At 63.7% G+C, this 19,350-nt stretch carries 18 protein-coding genes; 11 read left to right on the plus strand and 7 right to left on the minus strand.

From position 1 onward, the window contains the following. Positions 1-132: 132 nt before the first annotated feature. The 4 genes from pdhA to ACEQZ0_RS02755 are packed head-to-tail and all read left to right on the plus strand — an operon-like array spanning position 133 to position 3,768. Positions 133-1,209 (plus strand): pyruvate dehydrogenase (acetyl-transferring) E1 component subunit alpha, encoded by a 1,077-nt coding sequence (gene pdhA / locus ACEQZ0_RS02740; protein WP_370188170.1) that lies wholly within the window; start codon positions 133-135, stop codon positions 1,207-1,209. Positions 1,210-1,212: 3 nt separating this feature from the next. Continuing rightward, entirely contained in the window at positions 1,213-2,598 is a 1,386-nt protein-coding gene (locus ACEQZ0_RS02745) for a pyruvate dehydrogenase complex E1 component subunit beta (RefSeq protein WP_370188172.1), read from the plus strand. Positions 2,599-2,614: 16 nt separating this feature from the next. Next, positions 2,615-3,277, plus strand: coding sequence for a hypothetical protein (locus tag ACEQZ0_RS02750; RefSeq protein WP_370188175.1), 663 nt, complete (start codon positions 2,615-2,617; stop codon positions 3,275-3,277). 32 nt (positions 3,278-3,309) lie between these two features. Further along, positions 3,310-3,768 (plus strand): hypothetical protein, encoded by a 459-nt coding sequence (locus ACEQZ0_RS02755; protein WP_370188177.1) that lies wholly within the window; start codon positions 3,310-3,312, stop codon positions 3,766-3,768. Here ACEQZ0_RS02755 and trmFO read toward each other — a convergent pair. Beyond that, the gene (gene trmFO, locus ACEQZ0_RS02760) at positions 3,765-5,132 is read right to left on the minus strand and encodes a methylenetetrahydrofolate--tRNA-(uracil(54)-C(5))-methyltransferase (FADH(2)-oxidizing) TrmFO (RefSeq protein WP_370188179.1); all 1,368 of its coding nucleotides are present in this window, start codon (positions 5,130-5,132) and stop codon (positions 3,765-3,767) included. The two genes, ACEQZ0_RS02755 and trmFO, sit on opposite strands and share 4 nt — an antisense overlap. 53 nt (positions 5,133-5,185) lie before the next feature. On the opposite strand from trmFO, the gene ACEQZ0_RS02765 reads away from it, so the two are divergent. Beyond that, positions 5,186-5,854: a lysoplasmalogenase family protein gene (locus tag ACEQZ0_RS02765; protein WP_370188181.1), complete on the plus strand. Its 669-nt coding sequence runs from the start codon at positions 5,186-5,188 to the stop codon at positions 5,852-5,854. On the opposite strand, the gene ACEQZ0_RS02770 is transcribed toward ACEQZ0_RS02765, so the two are convergent. Both ACEQZ0_RS02770 and gyrA read right to left on the minus strand, forming a co-directional pair. Beyond that, positions 5,851-6,693, minus strand: coding sequence for a TauD/TfdA dioxygenase family protein (locus ACEQZ0_RS02770; RefSeq protein ID WP_370188184.1), 843 nt, complete (start codon positions 6,691-6,693; stop codon positions 5,851-5,853). The genes ACEQZ0_RS02765 and ACEQZ0_RS02770 overlap by 4 nt on opposite strands. Next, positions 6,690-9,524 carry a DNA gyrase subunit A gene (gyrA, locus tag ACEQZ0_RS02775; RefSeq protein WP_370188185.1) on the minus strand — a complete coding sequence of 945 codons (2,835 nt, stop codon included), beginning with the start codon at positions 9,522-9,524 and terminating at the stop codon, positions 6,690-6,692. Before gyrA ends, ACEQZ0_RS02770 begins: the two co-directional genes overlap by 4 nt. A 304-nt stretch (positions 9,525-9,828) precedes the next feature. Between gyrA and ACEQZ0_RS02780 the strand changes: the two genes are divergently transcribed. Next, positions 9,829-11,121: a hypothetical protein gene (locus tag ACEQZ0_RS02780; protein WP_370188186.1), complete on the plus strand. Its 1,293-nt coding sequence runs from the start codon at positions 9,829-9,831 to the stop codon at positions 11,119-11,121. Positions 11,122-11,178: 57 nt separating this feature from the next. Here ACEQZ0_RS02780 and ACEQZ0_RS02785 read toward each other — a convergent pair whose 3' ends face one another. Both ACEQZ0_RS02785 and ACEQZ0_RS02790 read right to left on the minus strand, forming a co-directional pair. Further along, entirely contained in the window at positions 11,179-11,907 is a 729-nt protein-coding gene (locus ACEQZ0_RS02785; protein WP_370188188.1) for an NYN domain-containing protein, read from the minus strand. Positions 11,908-11,944: 37 nt separating this feature from the next. Next, the gene (locus tag ACEQZ0_RS02790; RefSeq protein ID WP_370188190.1) at positions 11,945-12,583 is read right to left on the minus strand and encodes a carbonic anhydrase; all 639 of its coding nucleotides are present in this window, start codon (positions 12,581-12,583) and stop codon (positions 11,945-11,947) included. Between the two features lie 99 nt (positions 12,584-12,682). Between ACEQZ0_RS02790 and lipA the strand changes: the two genes are divergently transcribed. Next, positions 12,683-13,624 carry a lipoyl synthase gene (gene lipA / locus ACEQZ0_RS02795; protein ID WP_370189907.1) on the plus strand — a complete coding sequence of 314 codons (942 nt, stop codon included), beginning with the start codon at positions 12,683-12,685 and terminating at the stop codon, positions 13,622-13,624. Then, complete coding sequence (locus ACEQZ0_RS02800; protein WP_370188192.1) at positions 13,624-14,079, plus strand: type II toxin-antitoxin system RatA family toxin; 456 nt, start codon at positions 13,624-13,626, stop codon at positions 14,077-14,079. The genes lipA and ACEQZ0_RS02800 overlap by 1 nt, the downstream gene beginning before the upstream one ends. Here the strand turns inward: ACEQZ0_RS02800 and ACEQZ0_RS02805 are convergent. After that, the gene (locus ACEQZ0_RS02805; RefSeq protein ID WP_370188194.1) at positions 14,076-14,579 is read right to left on the minus strand and encodes a CinA family protein; all 504 of its coding nucleotides are present in this window, start codon (positions 14,577-14,579) and stop codon (positions 14,076-14,078) included. The two genes, ACEQZ0_RS02800 and ACEQZ0_RS02805, sit on opposite strands and share 4 nt — an antisense overlap. Positions 14,580-14,587: 8 nt before the next feature. Continuing rightward, positions 14,588-15,730, minus strand: coding sequence for a bifunctional 2-C-methyl-D-erythritol 4-phosphate cytidylyltransferase/2-C-methyl-D-erythritol 2,4-cyclodiphosphate synthase (locus ACEQZ0_RS02810; protein WP_370189909.1), 1,143 nt, complete (start codon positions 15,728-15,730; stop codon positions 14,588-14,590). Positions 15,731-15,812: 82 nt separating this feature from the next. Here ACEQZ0_RS02810 and dusB point away from each other — a divergent pair, with 82 nt between their 5' ends. Genes dusB through ntrC form a run of 3 tightly spaced genes read left to right on the plus strand, consistent with a single transcriptional unit; the run spans position 15,813 to position 19,303 of the window. Further along, positions 15,813-16,832: a tRNA dihydrouridine synthase DusB gene (gene dusB, locus ACEQZ0_RS02815; protein ID WP_370188196.1), complete on the plus strand. Its 1,020-nt coding sequence runs from the start codon at positions 15,813-15,815 to the stop codon at positions 16,830-16,832. After that, positions 16,829-17,881 carry a nitrogen regulation protein NR(II) gene (locus ACEQZ0_RS02820; protein WP_370188198.1) on the plus strand — a complete coding sequence of 351 codons (1,053 nt, stop codon included), beginning with the start codon at positions 16,829-16,831 and terminating at the stop codon, positions 17,879-17,881. The genes dusB and ACEQZ0_RS02820 overlap by 4 nt, the downstream gene beginning before the upstream one ends. Before the next feature lie 9 nt (positions 17,882-17,890). Next, positions 17,891-19,303, plus strand: coding sequence for a nitrogen regulation protein NR(I) (gene ntrC / locus ACEQZ0_RS02825; RefSeq protein WP_370188200.1), 1,413 nt, complete (start codon positions 17,891-17,893; stop codon positions 19,301-19,303). Positions 19,304-19,350 lie beyond the last annotated feature (47 nt).

The raw sequence follows: 19,350 nt of genomic DNA on the forward strand, positions 1-19,350 counted from the left end.
GAAGACCCGGCGGAAACCACAGCTTTCCGTAAGGGTTTTCGTATGCATATGCGCTGCCCCGTTGCGCGGCACGCACGCCTGTGCCTATAGGCGCTCCCGATATTCCTCCCCGGAAGAACAAGGACAAAAGTCTTGGCCAAAGCCCCCCGGAGCAAGAAAAAGCCCGCACAGTCGCCTGCGGAGGACAGTGATTTCGTCCTCCATTCGCTGCAGGAGGCGCTCGAGAAGAACAAACGCTTCGATGCGAGCAAGGAGCAGATGCTCCATTTCTACGAGCAGATGCTGCTCATCCGGAGGTTCGAGGAACGGGCAGGGCAGCTCTATGGCCTCGGCCTGATCGGCGGTTTCTGCCACCTCTACATCGGTCAGGAAGCGGTGGCGATCGGCCTCCAGTCGGCGCTCGACGGCGACAAGGACAGCGTCATCACCGGATATCGCGACCATGGTCACATGCTCGCCTATGGCATCGATCCCAAGGTGATCATGGCCGAACTGACCGGCCGCGAAGCCGGCATCTCGAAGGGCAAGGGCGGGTCGATGCACATGTTCTCGACCGAGCACAAGTTCTACGGCGGGCACGGCATCGTCGGCGCGCAGGTGGCGCTCGGCGGCGGGCTCGCGCTTGCGCATCAGTACAACAATGACGGCGGGCTGTGCCTCGCCTATTTCGGCGACGGCGCGGCCAACCAGGGCCAGGTCTACGAGACGATGAACATGGCGGCGCTGTGGAAGCTGCCGATCGTCTTCGTGGTCGAGAACAACCAGTATGCCATGGGCACGGCCGTCGGCCGCAGTTCGGCCGAAACCGAGTTCCACCGCCGCGGCACCGCCTTCCGCATCCCGGGAATGGACGTGAACGGAATGGACGTGCTCGAAGTGCGCCAGGCCGCCGAGATCGCGTTCAAGCACGTGCGTGAAGGCAAGGGGCCGGTGCTGATGGAATGCAATACCTACCGCTATCGCGGCCACTCGATGTCCGATCCAGCCAAGTACCGCACGCGCGAGGAAGTGCAGGATGTGCGCGAGCACAAGGACCCGATCGAGGGCCTCAAGAAAGCTCTGCTCGAGAACGGTTCGACCGAGGAAGAGCTCAAGGCCATCGACAAGGATATTCGCAAGACTGTGACCGAGGCAGCCGACTTCGCCGAGAGTTCGCCCGAACCCGAGGCATCCGAACTCTACACCGATATTCTGGTGGGGGAGTACTGAGCCATGGCTATCGAACTCAAGATGCCCGCGCTGTCGCCGACCATGGAAGAGGGCACGCTCGCCAAGTGGCTCAAGTCCGAAGGTGACGAGATCGTCGCGGGCGACATCATCGCCGAGATCGAGACCGACAAGGCGACGATGGAATTCGAAGCGGTCGACGAGGGCACGCTCGGGAAGATCCTTGTCGAGGAAGGCACCGAAGGCGTGAAAGTGGGCACCGTGATCGCCATGCTCGCCGGCGAAGGTGAGGATGCCGCCGATATCGAGGCTCCCGCCCAGTCCGGATCCCCGGAAGACGTGCCGGGCGAGGGCAAGGACGTTGGTCGCGAGCCGAGCGAAGCGGAGATCACCAAGCCCGCACGCAAGACCGATGTGAAGGACCCGGACGTGCCCGAAGGCACCAGCTACACTTCGACCAGTGTGCGCGAAGCCCTGCGCGACGGCATGGCCGAGGAGATGCGCAAGGACGAACGCGTCTTCGTGATGGGCGAGGAGGTCGCCCAGTACCAGGGCGCCTACAAGGTGACGCAAGGCCTGCTTGACGAATTCGGGCCGAAGCGCGTGATCGACACGCCGATCACCGAGTACGGCTTTGCCGGCATCGGCACGGGCGCGGCGATGGGCGGGTTGCGCCCGATCGTCGAATTCATGACCTTCAACTTCGCCATGCAGGCGATCGACCACATCATCAATTCGGCGGCCAAGACCAATTACATGTCGGGTGGCCAGATGCGCTGCCCGGTGGTCTTCCGCGGTCCCAACGGCGCGGCGAGCCGCGTCGGCGCGCAGCACAGCCAGAACTACGGTCCATGGTACGCCAGCGTCCCCGGCCTGATCGTCATCGCGCCCTATGACGCGGCCGATGCCAAGGGCCTGATGAAGGCAGCGATCCGCAGCGAGGACCCGGTGGTCTTCCTCGAGAACGAGCTCGTCTATGGCCGCAGTTTCGATGTCCCCGACATCGAGGATTACGTTTTGCCCATCGGCAAGGCCCGGATCATGCGCGAAGGTGCGAACGTCACGATCGTCGCCTATTCGATCGCCGTCGGGCTGGCGCTCGAAGCGGCGGAGGAGCTGGCGGGCGAAGGCATCGAAGCCGAAGTCATCGACCTGCGCACGCTGCGCCCGCTCGACAAGGAGGCGATCCTCACCTCGCTCGCCAAGACAAACCGGCTTGTGGTTGCCGAAGAGGGCTGGCCGACCTGCTCGATCGCGTCCGAAGTGATCGCGATTTGCATGGAGGAGGGCTTCGACCATCTCGATGCGCCGGTCACCCGCGTGTGCGACGAGGACGTGCCGCTGCCCTATGCTGCCAATCTCGAAAAGCTGGCGCTGATCGACACGCCGCGGATTGTCGCGGCGGCGAAGAAGGTCTGCTACCGCGATTGACGGGGAGGGCGCTGCAGTGGAGCGTACCGAACTGATCGAGGAATGCCCCGAGGTATCGCGCATCGCATTGGCGAGCGCGGGCCGCAACCGCGATCTGTGGCTGGCTGCCTTCGCACTGGATGGACGCATCGGCCGGATGGTGCTCGGCGCGAGCGAGCCGATGCTCGGCCAGATGCGGCTTGCCTGGTGGCGGGACCAGTTCGGTCAGCCTGTGACCAAGCGGCCGGAGGGCGACCCGCTGCTCGATCTCATAGGCAGGAAGTGGGAGGGCGGTGAGAGTGCGCTGCGCGAACTCGTCGACGGATGGGAAGCCTTGCTCTCTCCCAGACCTTTGAGCGGGACCGACCGGGCTTCCTTTATCGCAGGGCGGGCGAGCCTTGCGCGGGCGCTGGCCGATCGGGCCGGGAGCCCCTCCGCCGCGCGCGAGGCCCAATGCGCCGGAACGCTTTGGGCGCTCGCAGACCTCGCCATTCATGCGCAGGAACCGGGCGAACGCAGCGCTGCACTCGACGATGCAGTCGAGTTCGCGCAGGACAGTTTACGCCTGCCGCGGAGCTTGCGACCCTTGTCGGTCATCGGAGGACTTGCCCGCCGTTCGCTTCGTCTGGGAGGGTGCCCGCTCGTGGGTGACCGCCTTAGCCCGTTCATTGCCTTGCGATTGGGGCTTTTCGGGCGCTAGGCTATCTACATGCGGGCGAGGGAGGGTGGCCCATGAACCGGATTGTGCTTGGAGCCGTAGTTGCGCTGGCGCTGGTGGGGCTGGGCGCCTTCTGGTGGCAGGGCCGGGCCGAAATCGAGCGCGGTGCGCCGCCACCGCAGCCCGTCGAAGCGCCGGCAGCCGAGGCCGAAATTCCGCCTTCCGACGCGGGCGACGCAGTGGGCCCCGCGCCGCCCGAGGCGACCGAACTCACCAAGGAGCAGCGGCGTTTCTTCCGCTACGATCGCAATCGCGACTGGCGGATCACCCGCACCGAGATGCTTTCGACGCGGAGCGACGGCTTCCGCAAGCTCGACAAGGATGGCAACAATCTGCTCGATTTCGAGGAATGGGCGGTAGCCACGGTCGAGAAATTCGAAGGTGCCGATGCCGATGGCGACAACCAGCTGAGCCCCGCGGAATTTGCCACGACCGCCCCGAAACCTAAGAAGAAGCCGCGCTGCGCCTGTTAGGCGGCGGTGAGTTCGGCCTGCGCCAGCCATTCGCCGAAGTCGGCCTTGGCGCGGTTGGTATAGGCTTCCTTGCGGACCTTCTTGCCGACCTCGTGCAGCGGCGGGAAGAGGCCGAAATTGACGTTCATGGGCTGGAAGGTCTCCGCTTCGGCATCGCCGGTGATGTGCGAAAGCAGCGCCCCGAATGCACTCGTGCGGGGTGGCGGTGTCCAGTCGCGACCGCCCAGCTCCGCAGCCGCCATCAATCCCGCCATGAGTCCGACAGCGGAGCTTTCGACATAGCCTTCGCAGCCGGTAATCTGGCCGGCGAAGCGGACATGTTCGCCGCCTTTCAGCCGCAGTTGCCGGTCGAGCACTAGCGGCGAATTGATGAAGGTGTTGCGATGCAATCCGCCGAGCCGCGCGAATTCGGCATTTTCCAATCCTGGGATCGTACGGAACAGTTCGATCTGTGCGCCGTATTTGAGCTTGGTCTGGAAGCCGACCATGTTCCACAGCGTGCCGAGCTTGTTGTCCTGCCGGAGCTGGACGACCGCATAGGGCCAGCGACCCTGCGGGAATTCCTCGGAGGTGTCGAAGGGGTTGTCGAGCCCGACACCTTTCATCGGCCCATAGCGAAGTGTTTCGACGCCGCGCGCGGCCATAACCTCGATCGGCATGCAGCCGTCGAAATAAGGCGTGTCCGCCTCCCACTCGCGAAATTCGGTCTTCTCGCCATCCATCAAACCCTGGTGGAATGCGAGGTATTGCTCCTTGGTCATCGGACAGTTGATGTAGTCGCCGCCCTCGTTCGAGGCTTCGGTGCGCTTGTTCCAGCGGCTCTGGATCCAACATTTCGACATGTCGATGCTGTCGTGGTGAACGATTGGCGCGATGGCGTCGAAGAAGGCGAGCCGGTCCTGCCCGGTCGCCGCGACGATACTGTCGGCGAGCGCCTGTGCGGTCAGCGGGCCCGTGGCGACGATCGCCGGACCCGCAGCAGGCAAGGCATCGACCCTCTCGCGCACCACGGTGACATTGGGATGGGCCTCGAGCGTGCGCTGGACTTCGGCCGAAAAGACATCGCGATCGACCGCCATGGCCGATCCCGCGGGCACGCGCGCGACTTCGCCCGCGCGCATGATCAGGCTGTCGAGGCGCCGCATTTCGTGATGCAGCAGGCCGACAGCGTTCTTGGTGTCGTCGTCCGAGCGGAAACTGTTCGAGCAGACCAGTTCGGCAAGGCCGTCGGTCTGGTGGGCGGGGGTCATTTCGCCGCTGCCGCGCATTTCCGAAAGGCGCACCTTGAAGCCGCGCGTGGCGAGCTGCCAGGCGGCTTCGCTGCCAGCCAGGCCGCCGCCAATGATGTGGATATCGTGGGTCATCGCGCGCGCCCTAGTGCTTGCATGGGGGCTTCGACAAGGCCTAGCGTCGCGCGATGCCTCGTCGTGCGCTTGCCAAACACCGCCCCTGGCTGCTCGCCAGCCTGATTGCGGGCGTGAGCTATTTCTTCGTGTCCGACGATCCGATCGGCGGCGTGTGGTTGATGCTGTGGAAGGGTGCTGGTGTCGGCTTCCTGGCGATCTACGCGGCATTCAGGGGACGGGGGATGGACGGCCTCCTGATCGCAGCGGTTCTGGCATTCGGAGCGCTCGGCGACATCGCGCTCGAAATCAGCTTCCTGATCGGGGGCGGCCTGTTCGCCCTCGGGCATTTCGTCGCCATCGCTCTCTACCTGCGCAATCCGCGTAAGAAAACGACGCCAAGCCAAGTGCTTGCTGGCGCCGCGCTGCTGATCTTTACCCCAGCTATTGCTGCTATGATGACCTATGGTCTCGACAACTGGATCGTCGCGACCGCTTACTCTGCGATCGTCGGAGCGATGGCCGCCGCGGCATGGACCAGTCATTTTCCGCGGTACCGGGTGGGAATGGGGGCGGTCATGTTCGTCGTCAGCGATCTGCTGATCTTTGCGCGCGAGGCATCGGTCATTCCCGAGACAATCACGTCGTGGCTCATTTGGCCGCTTTACTACGGGGCGCAGTTCCTCATCGCCGTGGGGGTCGTGCAGACGCTGCGTAAAAGCGTGACGCGCTCCGCGGCCTAGCCCTTCCAGGCGGCAATCGTCGTGCGGTGCAATTCGCGGCGGTAGCCCTCGTAACCGCCGCTCGCCTTGTGCAGCACCGAGCGGTTGTCCCACATCACCAGCATGCCGGGTTCCCATCGCTGGCGATAGACGAACTCTTCGCGTGTCTGCCATTGCGCCAGATCGGCCAGCAGCGCGATCGCCTCGGCCTGCTCCATGCCCTCGATCCCGATGATGTAGCCGATCGTCGAATAGAGGCATTCAACACCCGTTTCAGGATGCCGCTGGACCAGCGGATGCATCTGTTTGGCCCGGGCGCTCTCGTCCGGCCGGATCGCCATCGTGCGGCCCGTGTCGCGCTCGCCATAGGTGCCGTCGGGCGCATAGGCGAGCTTGGCGCTATGGATCGCGGTCAGGCCACGCAGGTGATCTTTCCGCCCCTCGGGCAGCGCAGCGAACGCCGCCCCTTGATCGGCGAACAGCGTGTCACCACCGTGCGGAGGGATATCGACAGCCATTAGGCAGGTCCCCGCGGGAGGATGTTCCAGGAAGCTCCAGTCGCTGTGCCAGTTCTCGGCGAAGAGCGGCGTTTCCTCGTCCGCCTCACGCAGGATCGCAGCGATATGCTCGCGCCCCTCTATCGGCGCAAAGAAGGGGTCCTCGCCGAAGCCACCCATGGCGAGCGTGAAGGCCTCGAGCGCGTCGTCGTCCACGTGCTGTTCGGGAAATGCGAGAACCTTGTGCTCGAGCCAGATCGCGCGAACTTCGCGTGCGAGGTCAGGAGACACCGGTTGCGAGAGGTCGAGCCCGGTCACGCGTGCACCGCACGCCCGACCGCTGGGCTCGACCTTCAGGCTCATCCGCCTGGTTCCCCGTCGATGTTCCTGTCCGAATGCGCCGTCGTATGCGGCGTGGTCGGATTGAGGCTGCCACCGTGAGAGGCGATCTCATCCGCCACGGCTTCCTCGGCCTCGTTCTCCGGCTCTTCGGATTCGTCGATCAGCGCCGCGCCGACGACCTGTTCGCCCTTGGCGACATTGAAGATGCGTACGCCTGCCGATCCGCGTCCGATGATGCGGAAGCCGCCGGGGTCTTCTCCTTCGAGCAGGTGACGGAAATCGATCGGCATGCGGATCAGCTTCGCCTGGTCGGTAACCAGCATGAGCTGCGATCCGTGGCGAACGGGGAAACTGGCGACCACGGGCCCGTTGCGGCCGGGATTGCTTTCGGGCGTGCCGATATTGGTGAGACCCTGCCCGCCGCGCCCGATCGTGCGGTATTCATAGGCAGACGATATTTTGCCGTAGCCGTTGGCCGTCAATGTGAGGACGAATTCTTCCGCTTCGGCCATCTCTACGACGGTCTCGGCCGCGAGAGTGGGTTCGGCATCATTGTCCTTCCACGGCGCCGCGCGCAGATAGGCATCGCGGTCTTCGGTCGTCCATGCGCCACCGTCGAGAACCGCCATCGAGACGACCTTCTGCCCGTCCTTGAGCTTCATGCCTCGCACGCCGATACCGGTGCGGCTCTTGGTCTCGCGCGCATCGGTGGCTGAGAAGCGGATCGCCTTGCCGGCATCAGAGGCGAGGAAGATCTCTTGGTCCTCGGTCAGCAGGCGCACGCCGATCAAGCGGTCGCCGCTGCCCTCGACGAAGCCCATGGCGTATTTGCCGTTGGAGGGCACATTGGTGAAGGCGTCCATCGAATTGCGGCGGACCATGCCCTGCTCGGTAGCAAAGACGATGTTGAGCTTCGCCCATTCGTCCTCGTCCTCGGGGAGCGGAAGCACGTTGGTCACGCGCTCCTCATCGCCCAGCGGCAGCAAATTGACCATCGGACGGCCCTTGGTCTGCGGCCCGCCTTCGGGCAGTTTCCACACCTTCATCCGGTAGACGCGACCGGTGTTGGTGAAGAACAGCACCGGGTTATGGGTCGAGGTGACGAACATCTCGACCACGGCGTCCTCGTCCTTGGTCGCCATGCCGCTGCGGCCCTTGCCGCCTCGGTTCTGCGCGCGGAAGGCATCGAGCGGAGTGCGTTTGATGTAGCCGCCGTGGGTGACGGTGACGACCATCTCCTCGCGCTCGATCAGGTCCTCGTCCTCGATCCCGTCCCAGGCGGGGGCGATCTCGGTTATGCGCGGGGTGGCGTAGGTGTTGCGGATTTCCTCAAGCTCTTCGCGCATCACGCCGTAGAGCTTCACCCGGTCGGCAAGGATCGAGAGATATTCCTCGATCGCCAGGCTCAATTCCTTGAGCTCGTCGCCGATCTCGTCACGCCCCAGCGCGGTGAGACGGTGGAGGCGCAGGTCGAGGATCGCCTTCACCTGGCGTTCGGACAGGCGATAGGTACCGCCCGATTGTTCATCGGTCGGCTCGATCGCCTCGACCAGCGCGATATACTGCGCGATGTCGCCAATCGGCCATTCCTTGGCGAGCAGCTTGGCCCGGGCATCGGCCGGGTTGGACGAGCCACGGATCATCGCCACGACCTCGTCGAGGTTCGAAACGGCGACCACGAGGCCGAGCAAGATATGCGCACGCTCGCGCGCCTTGTTGAGTTCGAACTTGGTCCGCCGCGTAATGACTTCTTCGCGGAAGCCGATGAAGGCCTGGATGAAATCGCGCAGGGTCAGCACTTCCGGCCGGCCGCCTCGGATCGCCAGCATGTTTGCCGGGAAGCTTGCCTGTGCCGGGCTGTAGCGCCAGATCTGATTGAGCACGATTTCGGGCGAGGCATCGCGCTTCAGGTCGACGACGACGCGCACGCCTTCGCGGCTCGATTCGTCGCGGATGTCGGAGATTCCCTCGATCCGCTTTTCCTTCGCCGCCTCGGCGATCTTCTCGACCAGGCCGCTCTTGCCGACCTGATAGGGGATCGAGGTGAGCACGATCGATTGGCGGTTGCCCTTGGTCTCAACCTCGTGGCGCGCGCGCATCAGCACCGAGCCGCGGCCGGTTGTGTAGGCGGCGCGTGCACCCGATTTGCCGAGGATCAGCGGGGCGGTCGGAAAGTCCGGGCCGGGAATGATCTCGAACAGCTCTTCCGATGTGATTGCCGGGTTCTCGATAAAGGCGAGGCAGCCGTCGATCACTTCGCCGAGATTGTGCGGCGGGATATTGGTCGCCATGCCCACCGCGATCCCGCCCGCGCCATTGACCAGCAGATTGGGAAAGCGGGCAGGGAGAACGGTCGGCTCCTGTCGCGAGCCGTCGTAGTTGTCGGTGAAGTCGACCGTATCCTTGTCGAGATCGTCGAGCAGGGCATTGGCCACCCGGGCGAGGCGCGCTTCGGTGTAGCGCATCGATGCTGGCGGATCGGGGTCCATCGAGCCGAAATTGCCTTGGCCGTCGACCAGCGGCACGCGCAGCGACCAGTCCTGCGTCATACGCGCAAGCGCGTCGTAGATCGCAGCGTCGCCATGCGGGTGATAGTTACCCATCACGTCGCCGACGATCTTCGCGCTCTTGCGATAGGGACGTCCGGCGACGAAGCCGCCTTCCTGGCTGGCGAAAAGGATGCGGCGGTGGACCGGCTTCAGGCCGTCGCGCACATCGGGCAGCGCGCGGCTGACGATCACGCTCATCGCGTAATCGAGATAGCTGGTCTTCATCTCATCGACGATGTCGATGCGTGCGTAATCGTGTCCGCCCGGGGCGGGGGTATCCAGAATGTCGGTATCGTCGGGCAAAACGTATAATTCCGTGCTACGAACTGCTTATGTTCTGATCGGCGCGAGCCTAGGCGATGGAGGGAAAAAGAGCCACTCGAACGGGGAACCAAAGCCCCGTTTCACGCGCTTTTTCCACATATGGGTGCTCCGCCTTGCGATGGAAAGCATGAACGGTCGGCAGGATGTACATTCAAAGCGCGTTAAGCCGCAATTCCATAGAAGAATTTGCAATGAGAGCCGACACGCGGCATGTGCCGCCCAGCCAATTTCCTAACGGCGCTCGGTGCGCTCAGACCCCTTTCCACTCTTGGGAGCCTATCACATGATTTTCACCCGTCTTGCCCGCAAGAATGGCGCAGCTTCGACCTTCGCTCTCGCCCTGGCCCTGGCGGCTGGCGGCGTGGCCGGTACGGCGATGCTCGACGCCCCGGCGCACGCAGCAAAGAAGGAAAAGAAGGCCAAGCCGACTTACTCGCCGGCATTCGTTGCAGCGTACAAGCCGCTTGAGGAGCTCGCGAAAGCCGAGCCGTTGGACTATGCCGCGCTCAAGGCAGGTTTCCCGACGCTGCTCGCCGCACTCGTGACTGACGACGATCGCTATGCGGCCGGTAGTTTCATCTATTCGAACGCTGCCAAGCAGCAGGACCAGGCCATGGCACTTCAGGGCATGGAACTGATGCTGAAGAGCGGCAAGGTCCCGGCAGAAAATGTCGGCCAGTTCAATTTCGTCGCCGGCCAGCTGGCCTATGCGGCCAACGACTACGCCAAGGCTCGCCCCTATTTTCAGGCGGCTGCCGATGCCGGCTACACCGACACTGACCCACTTATCTTCGTTGCTGAAAGCTATTTCGCCGAGGACAAGGTCCGGCAGGGCCTGACCTATCTCACCGACCTTATCAACGCCAAGGTGGCCGCCGGTGAAACCGTGGATGAGGCATGGCTGAAGCGGGGTCTGGCGCAGGCGTACAACAACAATCTGAATGCCGAAGCGAACAAGTATTCGAGTTGGTACGTCAAGCAGTATCCGGGCGAGGACAGCTGGGGTGACGCCGTTGCCATCCTGCTCAACACGGGCGGATACCAGAATCCTGAGATCCTCGACCTCCTGCGGCTCGGAAAGCGTGTTGGGGTCCTGCGCGACAGCAAGCTTTATCTGGAATATGTCGACGCTGCGGACTATCGCCGCCTTCCCGCCGAAGTCGTGACGGTGATTGACGAAGGCTATGCCAAGGGCAAACTCGACAAGACCGATCCGTATGTCACCGATACGCGCCGTCAGGCTGCCGAACGCGCGGCGACCGACCGTGCCGATATCGAAAAGCTGATGGCCGATGCGAACAAGGCGGGGGCCACACTGGCTACCGTTTTGGCAGCCGGGGATACCCTGCTCGCTCTCGGTCGTCCGGCGGACGCCGAATCCTTCTACGCCAAGGCGTTGAACATGCCGAGCGTCAATGCGCCGATGGTGACGACCCGGTTGGGAATCGCGCAGTTCGACCAGGGTAAGTATGCCGAGGCCGAAGCCACCTTCAACAAGGTCGAAGGGGCGCGCAAACCGATTGCCAATCTCTGGGCCATTTATGCGAACCAGAAGGCGACCGCTGCGACGATGTAAGACGCTTCAGTTCTGAAGATCGGGAAGGGCGCGAACTGCGGTTCGCGCCCTTTTTCGTCAGCGAAGTCGTTTGACGTAGAGGTGATTGTTGTCGCGGCGTTCGACCTGGAACTGGTCGAGCGATTCGAACAGGTCGGACAGGCGCTTGAAGCCGTAGTTGCGAACGTCGAAGCTGGAGCGGTTACCGGCAATATTGCCCACCTCGCTGAGCGAGGCGAAACCCTGGTCGTCGCGCTTGGCAGCCTTCCACGCCGTGCCGAGCAGTTCGACGAGTTCCTCGTCGATCGCGGCTTTTTCGGCCGCAGCCGGAGTCTTGGGAACTTCGGTTTCGTCGGAAGCACCCTTGATCAACGCGTCTATGTCGATGAACCGGGTGCAGGCGCTCTTGAAGGCGGCAGGGGTCTTCTTGGTGCTGCCGAAGCCGTAGACCACAAGGCCATCCTGGCGAAGGCGCGTGACCAGCGGGGTGAAGTCGCTATCCGAGCTCATGATACCGAAGCCGTCGACCTTGCCCTGATAGAGCAGGTCGATCGCGTCGATCGTCATCGCCATGTCGGTGGCGTTCTTGCCCGCGGTCAGGTCGAATTGCTGCTGGGGCTGGATGCCGTATTTGTGCGTGATCTCTCCCCATTTGGAGAGGTTGTTTTTCGCGAAATTCCCATAGGCCCGTTTGATGTTGACCTGGCCCAGCTCGGCCATGACGGTCAGCACCGGGTCGATGCCCTTGGGCGTGGTGTTGTCTGCGTCGATCAGCAGCGCGATGTTCTTGAGATCACTATCGGACATGGCCCGACCCATGACGATCAATCATCCGCAGTGCAAGTCAGCCTGCGGCGGAGAACTCGCCGCTGTCCTCGTCGAGCGTGCGCAGAATGCCGTCCGCAATGGCAAAATGCGCGCCGTGCAGCGTCAGCTCCCCTGCCTGTTCCTTTTCGGCGACGAAAGGGAAACTGCGCAGGTTCTCGAGGCTCTTGCGAACGGCGGCCAACTCCATGGCGAGCTCGGCCTCGGCGCCTTCGCTACCATGTTCCGCGCAAACCGCATCGCGCGTTTCGTCCAGCATCGATACCCAGTGGGCGACGAAGCCACCTTCTCCCGGCTCGTTACCATGCAGCGCACGTGTCAGGGCTGCCTTACAGCCGCCGCATGCACCGTGACCCATCACGAGGATTTCACGCACTTTCAGGAATTGTACCGCGAATTCGACCGCAGCCGAAACGCCGTGCTGGCCTGGTGTGGTCTCATACGGCGGGACCATCGCCGCGACATTGCGAACCGCGAAAATCTCCCCGGGCGCCGCGCCGAGGATCTGCGCCGGATCGACCCGACTGTCCGAGCAGGAGATGACCATGACCTGGGGGGACTGGCCCTCTGCCAGTTCCTTCCAGCGCTCGCGCTGGGTGAGCCAATCGCCCTCGCGAAAACCGCGATAGCCTTCGATCATCTCTTCGAATGTCTTCATGGCCGACCCGCTGCCCCGAAACGGGCGGCGATGCAAGTCCGCACGCGCATTGCTATGCGGGTTGCCGTGGCGGGGGAGGGGGCCTAGATGGGCCGCGACATGAACGACCTCTCCTCCGCACCCCAGCCCGAGGGCGAACGCCCCAAGATGCAGCGCAAGCCCGACTGGATCCGCGTCAAGGCTCCCGTCAGCAAGGGCTATCAGGAAACGCGCAAGCTGATGCGCGAACTCAATCTGCACACGGTGTGCGAAGAAGCCGCCTGCCCCAATATCGGCGAATGCTGGACCAAGAAGCACGCCACGGTGATGATCCTCGGCGATACCTGCACGCGCGCCTGCCGCTTCTGCAATATCAAGACGGGCATGCCGATGCCGGTCGACCCGCTCGAACCCGAGCACACCGCCGCCGCGGCGGCTGCGATGGGCCTCGAGCATATCGTCATCACCAGCGTCGACCGCGACGATTTGCCGGACCGCGGTGCCGGCCAGTTCGTCAAGGTCATCAACGCGCTGCGCCGCGAGACGCCGGACACGACGATCGAAATTCTCACTCCCGACTTCAAGGGTCGGATGAAGCAGTCGATCGCCGAGATCTGCGAGGCTGGTCCCGACGTTTTCAACCACAATCTCGAGACGGTGCCGCGGCTCTATCCGACCATACGTCCGGGCGCGCGCTACTATGCCTCGCTGCGCCTGCTCGAGGAGGTCAAGGCACACAACCCGCTGATCTTCACCAAGTCGGGCATCATGCTTGGCCTCGGCGAAGCGCGGCTCGAAGTGCATCAGGTGATGGACGACATGCGCAGCGCCGATATCGATTTCATCACCATGGGCCAGTATCTCCAGCCCACGCCCAAGCACGCGAAGGTGGAAGACTTCGTCACACCCAAGCAGTTCGCCGCCTATGGCGCGATCGCACGGGCCAAGGGTTTCCTCCAGGTCGCATCGAGCCCGCTGACCCGATCGAGCTATCATGCCGGCGACGATTTCGCCGAGATGCGCGCGGCGCGCGAAGCGATGCTCGCCAAGCAGGGCACCTGATGCCCGGCATCCGCGAGAAGCGCCGCCTTCCCTACAGCCAGGAGCAGATGTTCGACCTGGTGGCCGATGTCGGCAGCTATCCGAAATTTCTGCCTTGGGTCGTGGCGACACGGATCCGCAGCGACAGCGAGACCGAGATGGTCGCCGACATGCTGGTCGGCTTCAAGGCGATCCGCGAAAAATTCACCTCGAAGGTGCTCAAGCAACGCCCGGGTCATATCGAAGTGATCTATGTCGACGGGCCGCTGAAGGATCTCGACAACAACTGGACCTTCACCCCCACAGAAGATGGCGGCTGCGAAGTCGATTTCTGCGTTGAGTTCACGTTTCGCAACGCGGTGTTCGAGGCGCTCGCAGGCCAGTATTTCGACCGCGCCTTTCGCAAGATGGTGCAGGCCTTCGAAGATCGTGCGGACGCGCTTTACGGCCGCGAGAACGCCGCGGCGAACCTTTAGGGTAGCAAGAGTTCGAGCGCGCAGATCGTCGCTTGCCGGCGGATATCTGCGCGCGACGTCGGCTCGAAGCGTTTCAACTCGCCTTCAGGCTCTCCCTTGTTTCCTCGACAGACGCGTGAGAATACGACCGTCCCGACCGGCTTGAGATCACTGCCGCCTGAAGGGCCGGCGACACCGCTGATGGCAATGGCGAGGTCGGCGTGGCTCTTTTCAAGGGCTCCCTTGGCCATGGCCCAGGCGCAAGCGATCGACACCGCGCCGAAGGTCTCGATAATCTCGAGCGGTACGCCGAGCGATTCCATCTTCGCTTCGTTGGAATAGGTCACGAAGCCGCGGTCGAAGACCGCCGAGGAACCGGGTACTTCGGTGAGCGCCGCCGCGACAAGCCCCCCGGTGCAGCTCTCGGCCAGCGCGACCTTGCGCCCGATGGCGATATTTTCCTCGACCACGCGCTTTGCCAGCGTGGCAATGTCGTCCGGGAGAAGGGCTTCGAGGGTCATGACGTCTCTCACTTCCTCAATACAGTCGCTACGGCCTGTGCCGCGATGCCTTCGCCGCGACCGGTGAATCCGAGGCGTTCGGTGGTTGTGGCCTTTACCGATATCGCTCCGATGTCAACGCCGAGCAATTCGGCAATGCGCGCGCGCATGGCGTCGCGATGAGGGCCGATCTTGGGGGCCTCGCAAACTATGGTCAGATCGATGTTGCCCGTGAAATATCCGGCGGCGTCGACCAATCGCCCGGCTTGGATCAGGAAGCGGTCGCTGCTGGCGCCTTTCCATTGCGGATCGCTGGGAGGAAAGTGGCTGCCGATATCTCCGGCTCCGATGGCGCCGAGGAGTGCGTCGACGATGGCGTGGAGCGCGACGTCGGCGTCGCTGTGCCCGGCCAGCCCCTTCTCGTATTCGATCCGAATGCCGCCGAGCCATAGTTCCTCCCCTGCCACGAGACGATGGACGTCGAAGCCCATTCCGGTGCGAACGGGGGGCAAGACGGCCATGAAATCCTCCGCGAAAGTCAGTTTGGCGAGGCGCTCGTCACCCGGTACATGCGCTACCCGTTCTCCTGCGGCGCGTAGGACCTGGGCATCGTCACCGGCGGTGGGCTCGCCCTGCCACGCCTGATGAGCGTCCCGGATAGCCGAAAAGCGAAAGGCCTGGGGGGTCTGGACGCGACGCAGCTGTTCTCTCGGGGCGCTGCCCGACATCATGCCGTCGGTATCGATCGAGAGGCTGTCGACGACCGGCAGCACCGGGATGGCACCAGCGTGCCCATCTAGCGCAGTGAGGAGGCGCTCGATGACCTGACGGGGCAGGTCCGGGCGCGCGGCATCGTGGATGAGGACGCGCTTGGCCGAATCGATCGCCGCCAGCGCGCGGGCGACCGATTGCTGGCGCGTATCGCCACCTTCGACGAGCATAAAGCCGTCCAGCCCCTTGAGCGCGGCGCGCGCAAGTTCTTCGGCCCCGGTCGGAATCGCGATAACAAGCGGCTCGGCGCCCGACGCGAGGAGCGCATCGACGGAATGGCGAAGCACCGGCTTGCCGCGCCAGATGGCGAATTGCTTAGGCAGCGGTTGTCCCGCGCGCAGGCCTTGCCCGGCCGCGACGACGATCGCGGCGAAGCTCGGAAGGGGCGGGTCGTCCTGCATACGAAAGCTGCCCGCTAGCGGCTTGCCGTTAACGCTGCAACGCACTATGTGCCTGCCCAATATTTAGGCAATGAATTCCGGCATGACCATTTCCCCCCTTCCTCCGGCGCCGCCGAAGCCGATCCTCGTCGGCGACGTGACGATCGACACGCCGGTCGTGCTCGCCCCGATGACGGGGGTGACCGACTTGCCGTTCCGCAAGCTCGTGCGCCGTTACGGCTCTGGGCTCAATGTCACCGAGATGATCGCCAGCGAGGCGGCGATCCGCGAGACGCGTCAGAGCATCCAGAAGGCGGCATGGGACGCGACCGAGGAACCGGTGTCGATGCAACTGGTCGGCTGCGATCCTACTAGCATGGCCGAGGCAGCCAAGCTGCAGCAGGACAATGGCGCTGCGATCATCGATATCAATTTCGGCTGTCCGGTCCGAAAGGTCGTGGGCCAGCTCGCCGGCTCGGCGCTTATGCGCGAAGTGCCGCTGGCGACGAAGCTGATGGAAGCGACTGTCAAGGCGGTCGACGTGCCCGTCACGGTCAAGATGCGGATGGGCTGGGACCATGCCGATCTCAACGCTCCCGAACTCGCGCGCATCGCTGAGGATCTGGGGATCAAGATGGTCACCGTTCACGGGCGCACGCGCAACCAGATGTACAAGGGAAGCGCGGACTGGGCCTTCATCCGCAAGGTCAAGGATGCGGTGTCGATCCCTGTTATTGCCAATGGCGACATATGCACGATCGACGATGCCGCGAAGGCGCTCGACCAGTCGGGTGCGGACGGAATCATGATCGGGCGCGGGGCCTATGGCAAACCCTGGCTGCTGGGGCAGGTGATGCACTGGTGGCGCACGGGCGAGGTGCTCGATTCCCCAAGTTTCGACGAGCAATACGCGACGCTGGTCGAGCACTATACCATGATGCTCGACCACTATGGCGAGGGGGTCGGGACCAAGATCGCGCGCAAGCACCTCGGGTGGTACACCAAAGGACTGCACGGATCGGCCGACTTCCGCAATTTCGTCAATTTCATCGACGATCCGCGCAAGGTCCTCGACGAGCTCGAGCGCTTCTACGAGCCGTTCCTGGAGCGCAGGGCCGCGTGACCGCCGCCCCCGGCGCAAGGGCCCAATTGGCCGCCCTGATCTTCGCGGTTCTGCTGCTCGACGAGGACGACACCATCGTAGAAGCCAATCACGCGGCCGAGGAAATGCTCGGCCGAAGCGCAAGAAAGCTGTCGGAAAAGCGCTTCTGGGATGTGGTCGGGATCGCCGACCAGCGACTGTGCGACAGGCTCGCGTCCTCGGACGCACAGGTCATCGCGCGCGGCGTCACCATCGCCACGGCCGTCGGTGACCGGCGCGTCAACATCAGCAGCTCGCCGATGCATGCTGAAACGGGCTGGCGGGTGGTGACCCTGTCCGATGCGGGGCAACCGGAAAACGACGAGAACGAAGACGAGCGCGTGGAATTGCGCGCCCCGGCCGTTCTCGCACATGAGATAAAGAACCCGCTTTCGGCAATTCGCGGGGCGAGCCAGCTGCTCGCGCGGCGGGTCGCGGGGAAAGACAAACCCCTCGCGAAGATGATTTCCGCAGAGGTCGATCGCATCGCCGAGTTGATCGACCGCATGCAGCTACTGGGCGCCAAACCGGTCGAAGTCACCGGACCTTGCAATCTTCACGAAGCGATCCGCAATGCCATGGGGACCGTACGCGCCGGGCGCAGCGATGGCTGCGAACTGATCGAGGAGTTCGACCCTTCGCTGCCGCCGGTCGCCGCCGACCAGGGAGCGCTCGAGCAGGTGCTGATCAACCTTATCGCAAATGCCTGCGATGCCAGCGCGACGACCGAACGGCCAAGGGTGTCCGTGAGAACGCGTTTCGTCAGCGGACTGGTCTTCAACACGATCCGCTTCGGCAAGGCGACGCGCCTGCCGATCGAGATCACCGTCACCGATTGCGGGCCGGGAGTTGATCCTGTCCTGCGCGATCACGTGTTCGAACCCTTCGTCTCCAGCAAGCCGCAGGGGCAGGGGCTCGGCCTCGCGCTCGTACGCAAGCTCCTGCGCGACATGGGGGGGCGGATATCGCACGAACGCGACGATCGTGCTGGCGAAACGCATTTTCGGATCAACCTGCCGGTGGCAGGCTAGGGGAGGTCAATGGCTCACAGGGTACTGTTGGTTGAGGACGACAAGAGCATCGTCACGGTGATCACCGAGGCGCTGCACGACGACGGCTTCGAGGTAACCGCCTGCGACAGTATCGCCCGGCGCGATTCGCTTTTGGCGGACCATGATTTCGACGTCATGCTGACCGATGTCATGCTGGTCGATGGCGATGGCCTGGCCTCCATCGATGCGGTCCGCCAGCGGGCTCCGGACATGCCGGTCATCGTCCTTTCGGCGCAGAATACGCTCGATACGGCGGTGAGGGCGAGCGACAGCGAAACGTTCGAATATTTCCCCAAGCCCTTCGATCTGGACGAGTTGACGCAGGCCGTGGGGCAGGCGGTTGCCAGCCGGCCCGCAGCAGAGAGTGCAGATGAGGGAGAGGACAGCGCGCTCCCGCTGATCGGCCGCAGCCCCGCGATGCAGGGCGTGTTCCGGATGATAACGCGCGTATTGCGCAACGATCTCACCGTGCTGATCACCGGCGAGAGCGGGACGGGCAAGGAACTGGTGGCCGAGGCGATCCACGAACTGGGCGCGCGCAAAACCGGACCCTTCGTTGCGGTAAACATGGCCGCCATCCCTCATGACCTCCTCGAAAGCGAGCTGTTCGGCCACGAGCGTGGAGCGTTCACCGGCGCAGTGACCCAGCAGATCGGCAAGTTCGAGCAGGCCAATGGGGGGACGCTGTTCCTCGACGAAATCGGCGACATGCCCGCCGAAGCGCAGACGCGGCTGCTGCGCGCGCTGCAATCGGGCCGCATCCGGCGGGTCGGTGGGCGTCAGGAAATCGGCGTCGATGTCCGCATCGTCGCGGCGACCAATCGCGACCTTACGCCGATGATTTCCGATGGCCGGTTCCGCGAAGACCTCTACTATCGCCTCAATGTGGTGCCGATCCACCTGCCGCCGTTGCGCGAACGGCAGCAGGACATAGGTGCGCTCGTCCGTCATTTCCTTGGACAGGCCGCCAGCGAGGGATTGCCGAGCCGACAAGCGAGTGCTGAGGCAATCGGCGCGCTAGCGGCGCGTAGCTGGCCGGGCAATGTGCGCGAACTGCGCAACGCGGTGTTTCGCCTTGCCCTGCTAGCGCGCGAAGAGGTGATCGATCGCACCTCGGTTGACGATATTCTACCGCCGCCAGTGAAGACCGGCGAGGCCGGCGGGCGATCGGGTTTTGCATCCGCGGTGGAGACATGGATCGATGAAGCCCGTCCAGCGGATGGCACCCTCTATCACGCGGCACTGGCAGCCTTTGAGAAGCCCCTGTTCGAACTCGCCCTGGACCGGACCGGAGGCAACCAGTTACGTGCGGCGCACTTGCTGGGGATCAATCGCAACACCTTGCGCAAGCGTCTTTCCGAACTGGACATCGCCCCGGAGAGTTTTGTCCGTCGGCGATGACCGGAAGGTGCGCTGTCGGGTAACATACTCCGTTTGTCGAATTTGTA

The organism is Qipengyuania sp. (assembly GCF_964227205.1).
Taxonomy (GTDB): Bacteria; Pseudomonadota; Alphaproteobacteria; order Sphingomonadales; family Sphingomonadaceae; genus Qipengyuania.

Excerpts from the sequence above, each read along its gene's own strand:
- ACEQZ0_RS02745 (WP_370188172.1), top strand. The coding sequence starts at position 1,213 with ATGGCTATCGAACTCAAGATGCCCGCGCTGTCGCCGACCATGGAAGAG.
- ACEQZ0_RS02755 (WP_370188177.1), top strand. The coding sequence starts at position 3,310 with ATGAACCGGATTGTGCTTGGAGCCGTAGTTGCGCTGGCGCTGGTGGGG.
- trmFO (WP_370188179.1), bottom strand. The coding sequence starts at position 5,132 with ATGACCCACGATATCCACATCATTGGCGGCGGCCTGGCTGGCAGCGAA.
- ACEQZ0_RS02765 (WP_370188181.1), top strand. The coding sequence starts at position 5,186 with ATGCCTCGTCGTGCGCTTGCCAAACACCGCCCCTGGCTGCTCGCCAGC.
- ACEQZ0_RS02770 (WP_370188184.1), bottom strand. The coding sequence starts at position 6,693 with ATGAGCCTGAAGGTCGAGCCCAGCGGTCGGGCGTGCGGTGCACGCGTG.
- ACEQZ0_RS02780 (WP_370188186.1), top strand. The coding sequence starts at position 9,829 with ATGATTTTCACCCGTCTTGCCCGCAAGAATGGCGCAGCTTCGACCTTC.
- ACEQZ0_RS02785 (WP_370188188.1), bottom strand. The coding sequence starts at position 11,907 with ATGTCCGATAGTGATCTCAAGAACATCGCGCTGCTGATCGACGCAGAC.
- ACEQZ0_RS02790 (WP_370188190.1), bottom strand. The coding sequence starts at position 12,583 with ATGAAGACATTCGAAGAGATGATCGAAGGCTATCGCGGTTTTCGCGAG.
- lipA (WP_370189907.1), top strand. The coding sequence starts at position 12,683 with ATGAACGACCTCTCCTCCGCACCCCAGCCCGAGGGCGAACGCCCCAAG.
- ACEQZ0_RS02800 (WP_370188192.1), top strand. The coding sequence starts at position 13,624 with ATGCCCGGCATCCGCGAGAAGCGCCGCCTTCCCTACAGCCAGGAGCAG.
- ACEQZ0_RS02805 (WP_370188194.1), bottom strand. The coding sequence starts at position 14,579 with ATGACCCTCGAAGCCCTTCTCCCGGACGACATTGCCACGCTGGCAAAG.
- ACEQZ0_RS02810 (WP_370189909.1), bottom strand. The coding sequence starts at position 15,730 with ATGCAGGACGACCCGCCCCTTCCGAGCTTCGCCGCGATCGTCGTCGCG.
- dusB (WP_370188196.1), top strand. The coding sequence starts at position 15,813 with ATGACCATTTCCCCCCTTCCTCCGGCGCCGCCGAAGCCGATCCTCGTC.
- ntrC (WP_370188200.1), top strand. The coding sequence starts at position 17,891 with ATGGCTCACAGGGTACTGTTGGTTGAGGACGACAAGAGCATCGTCACG.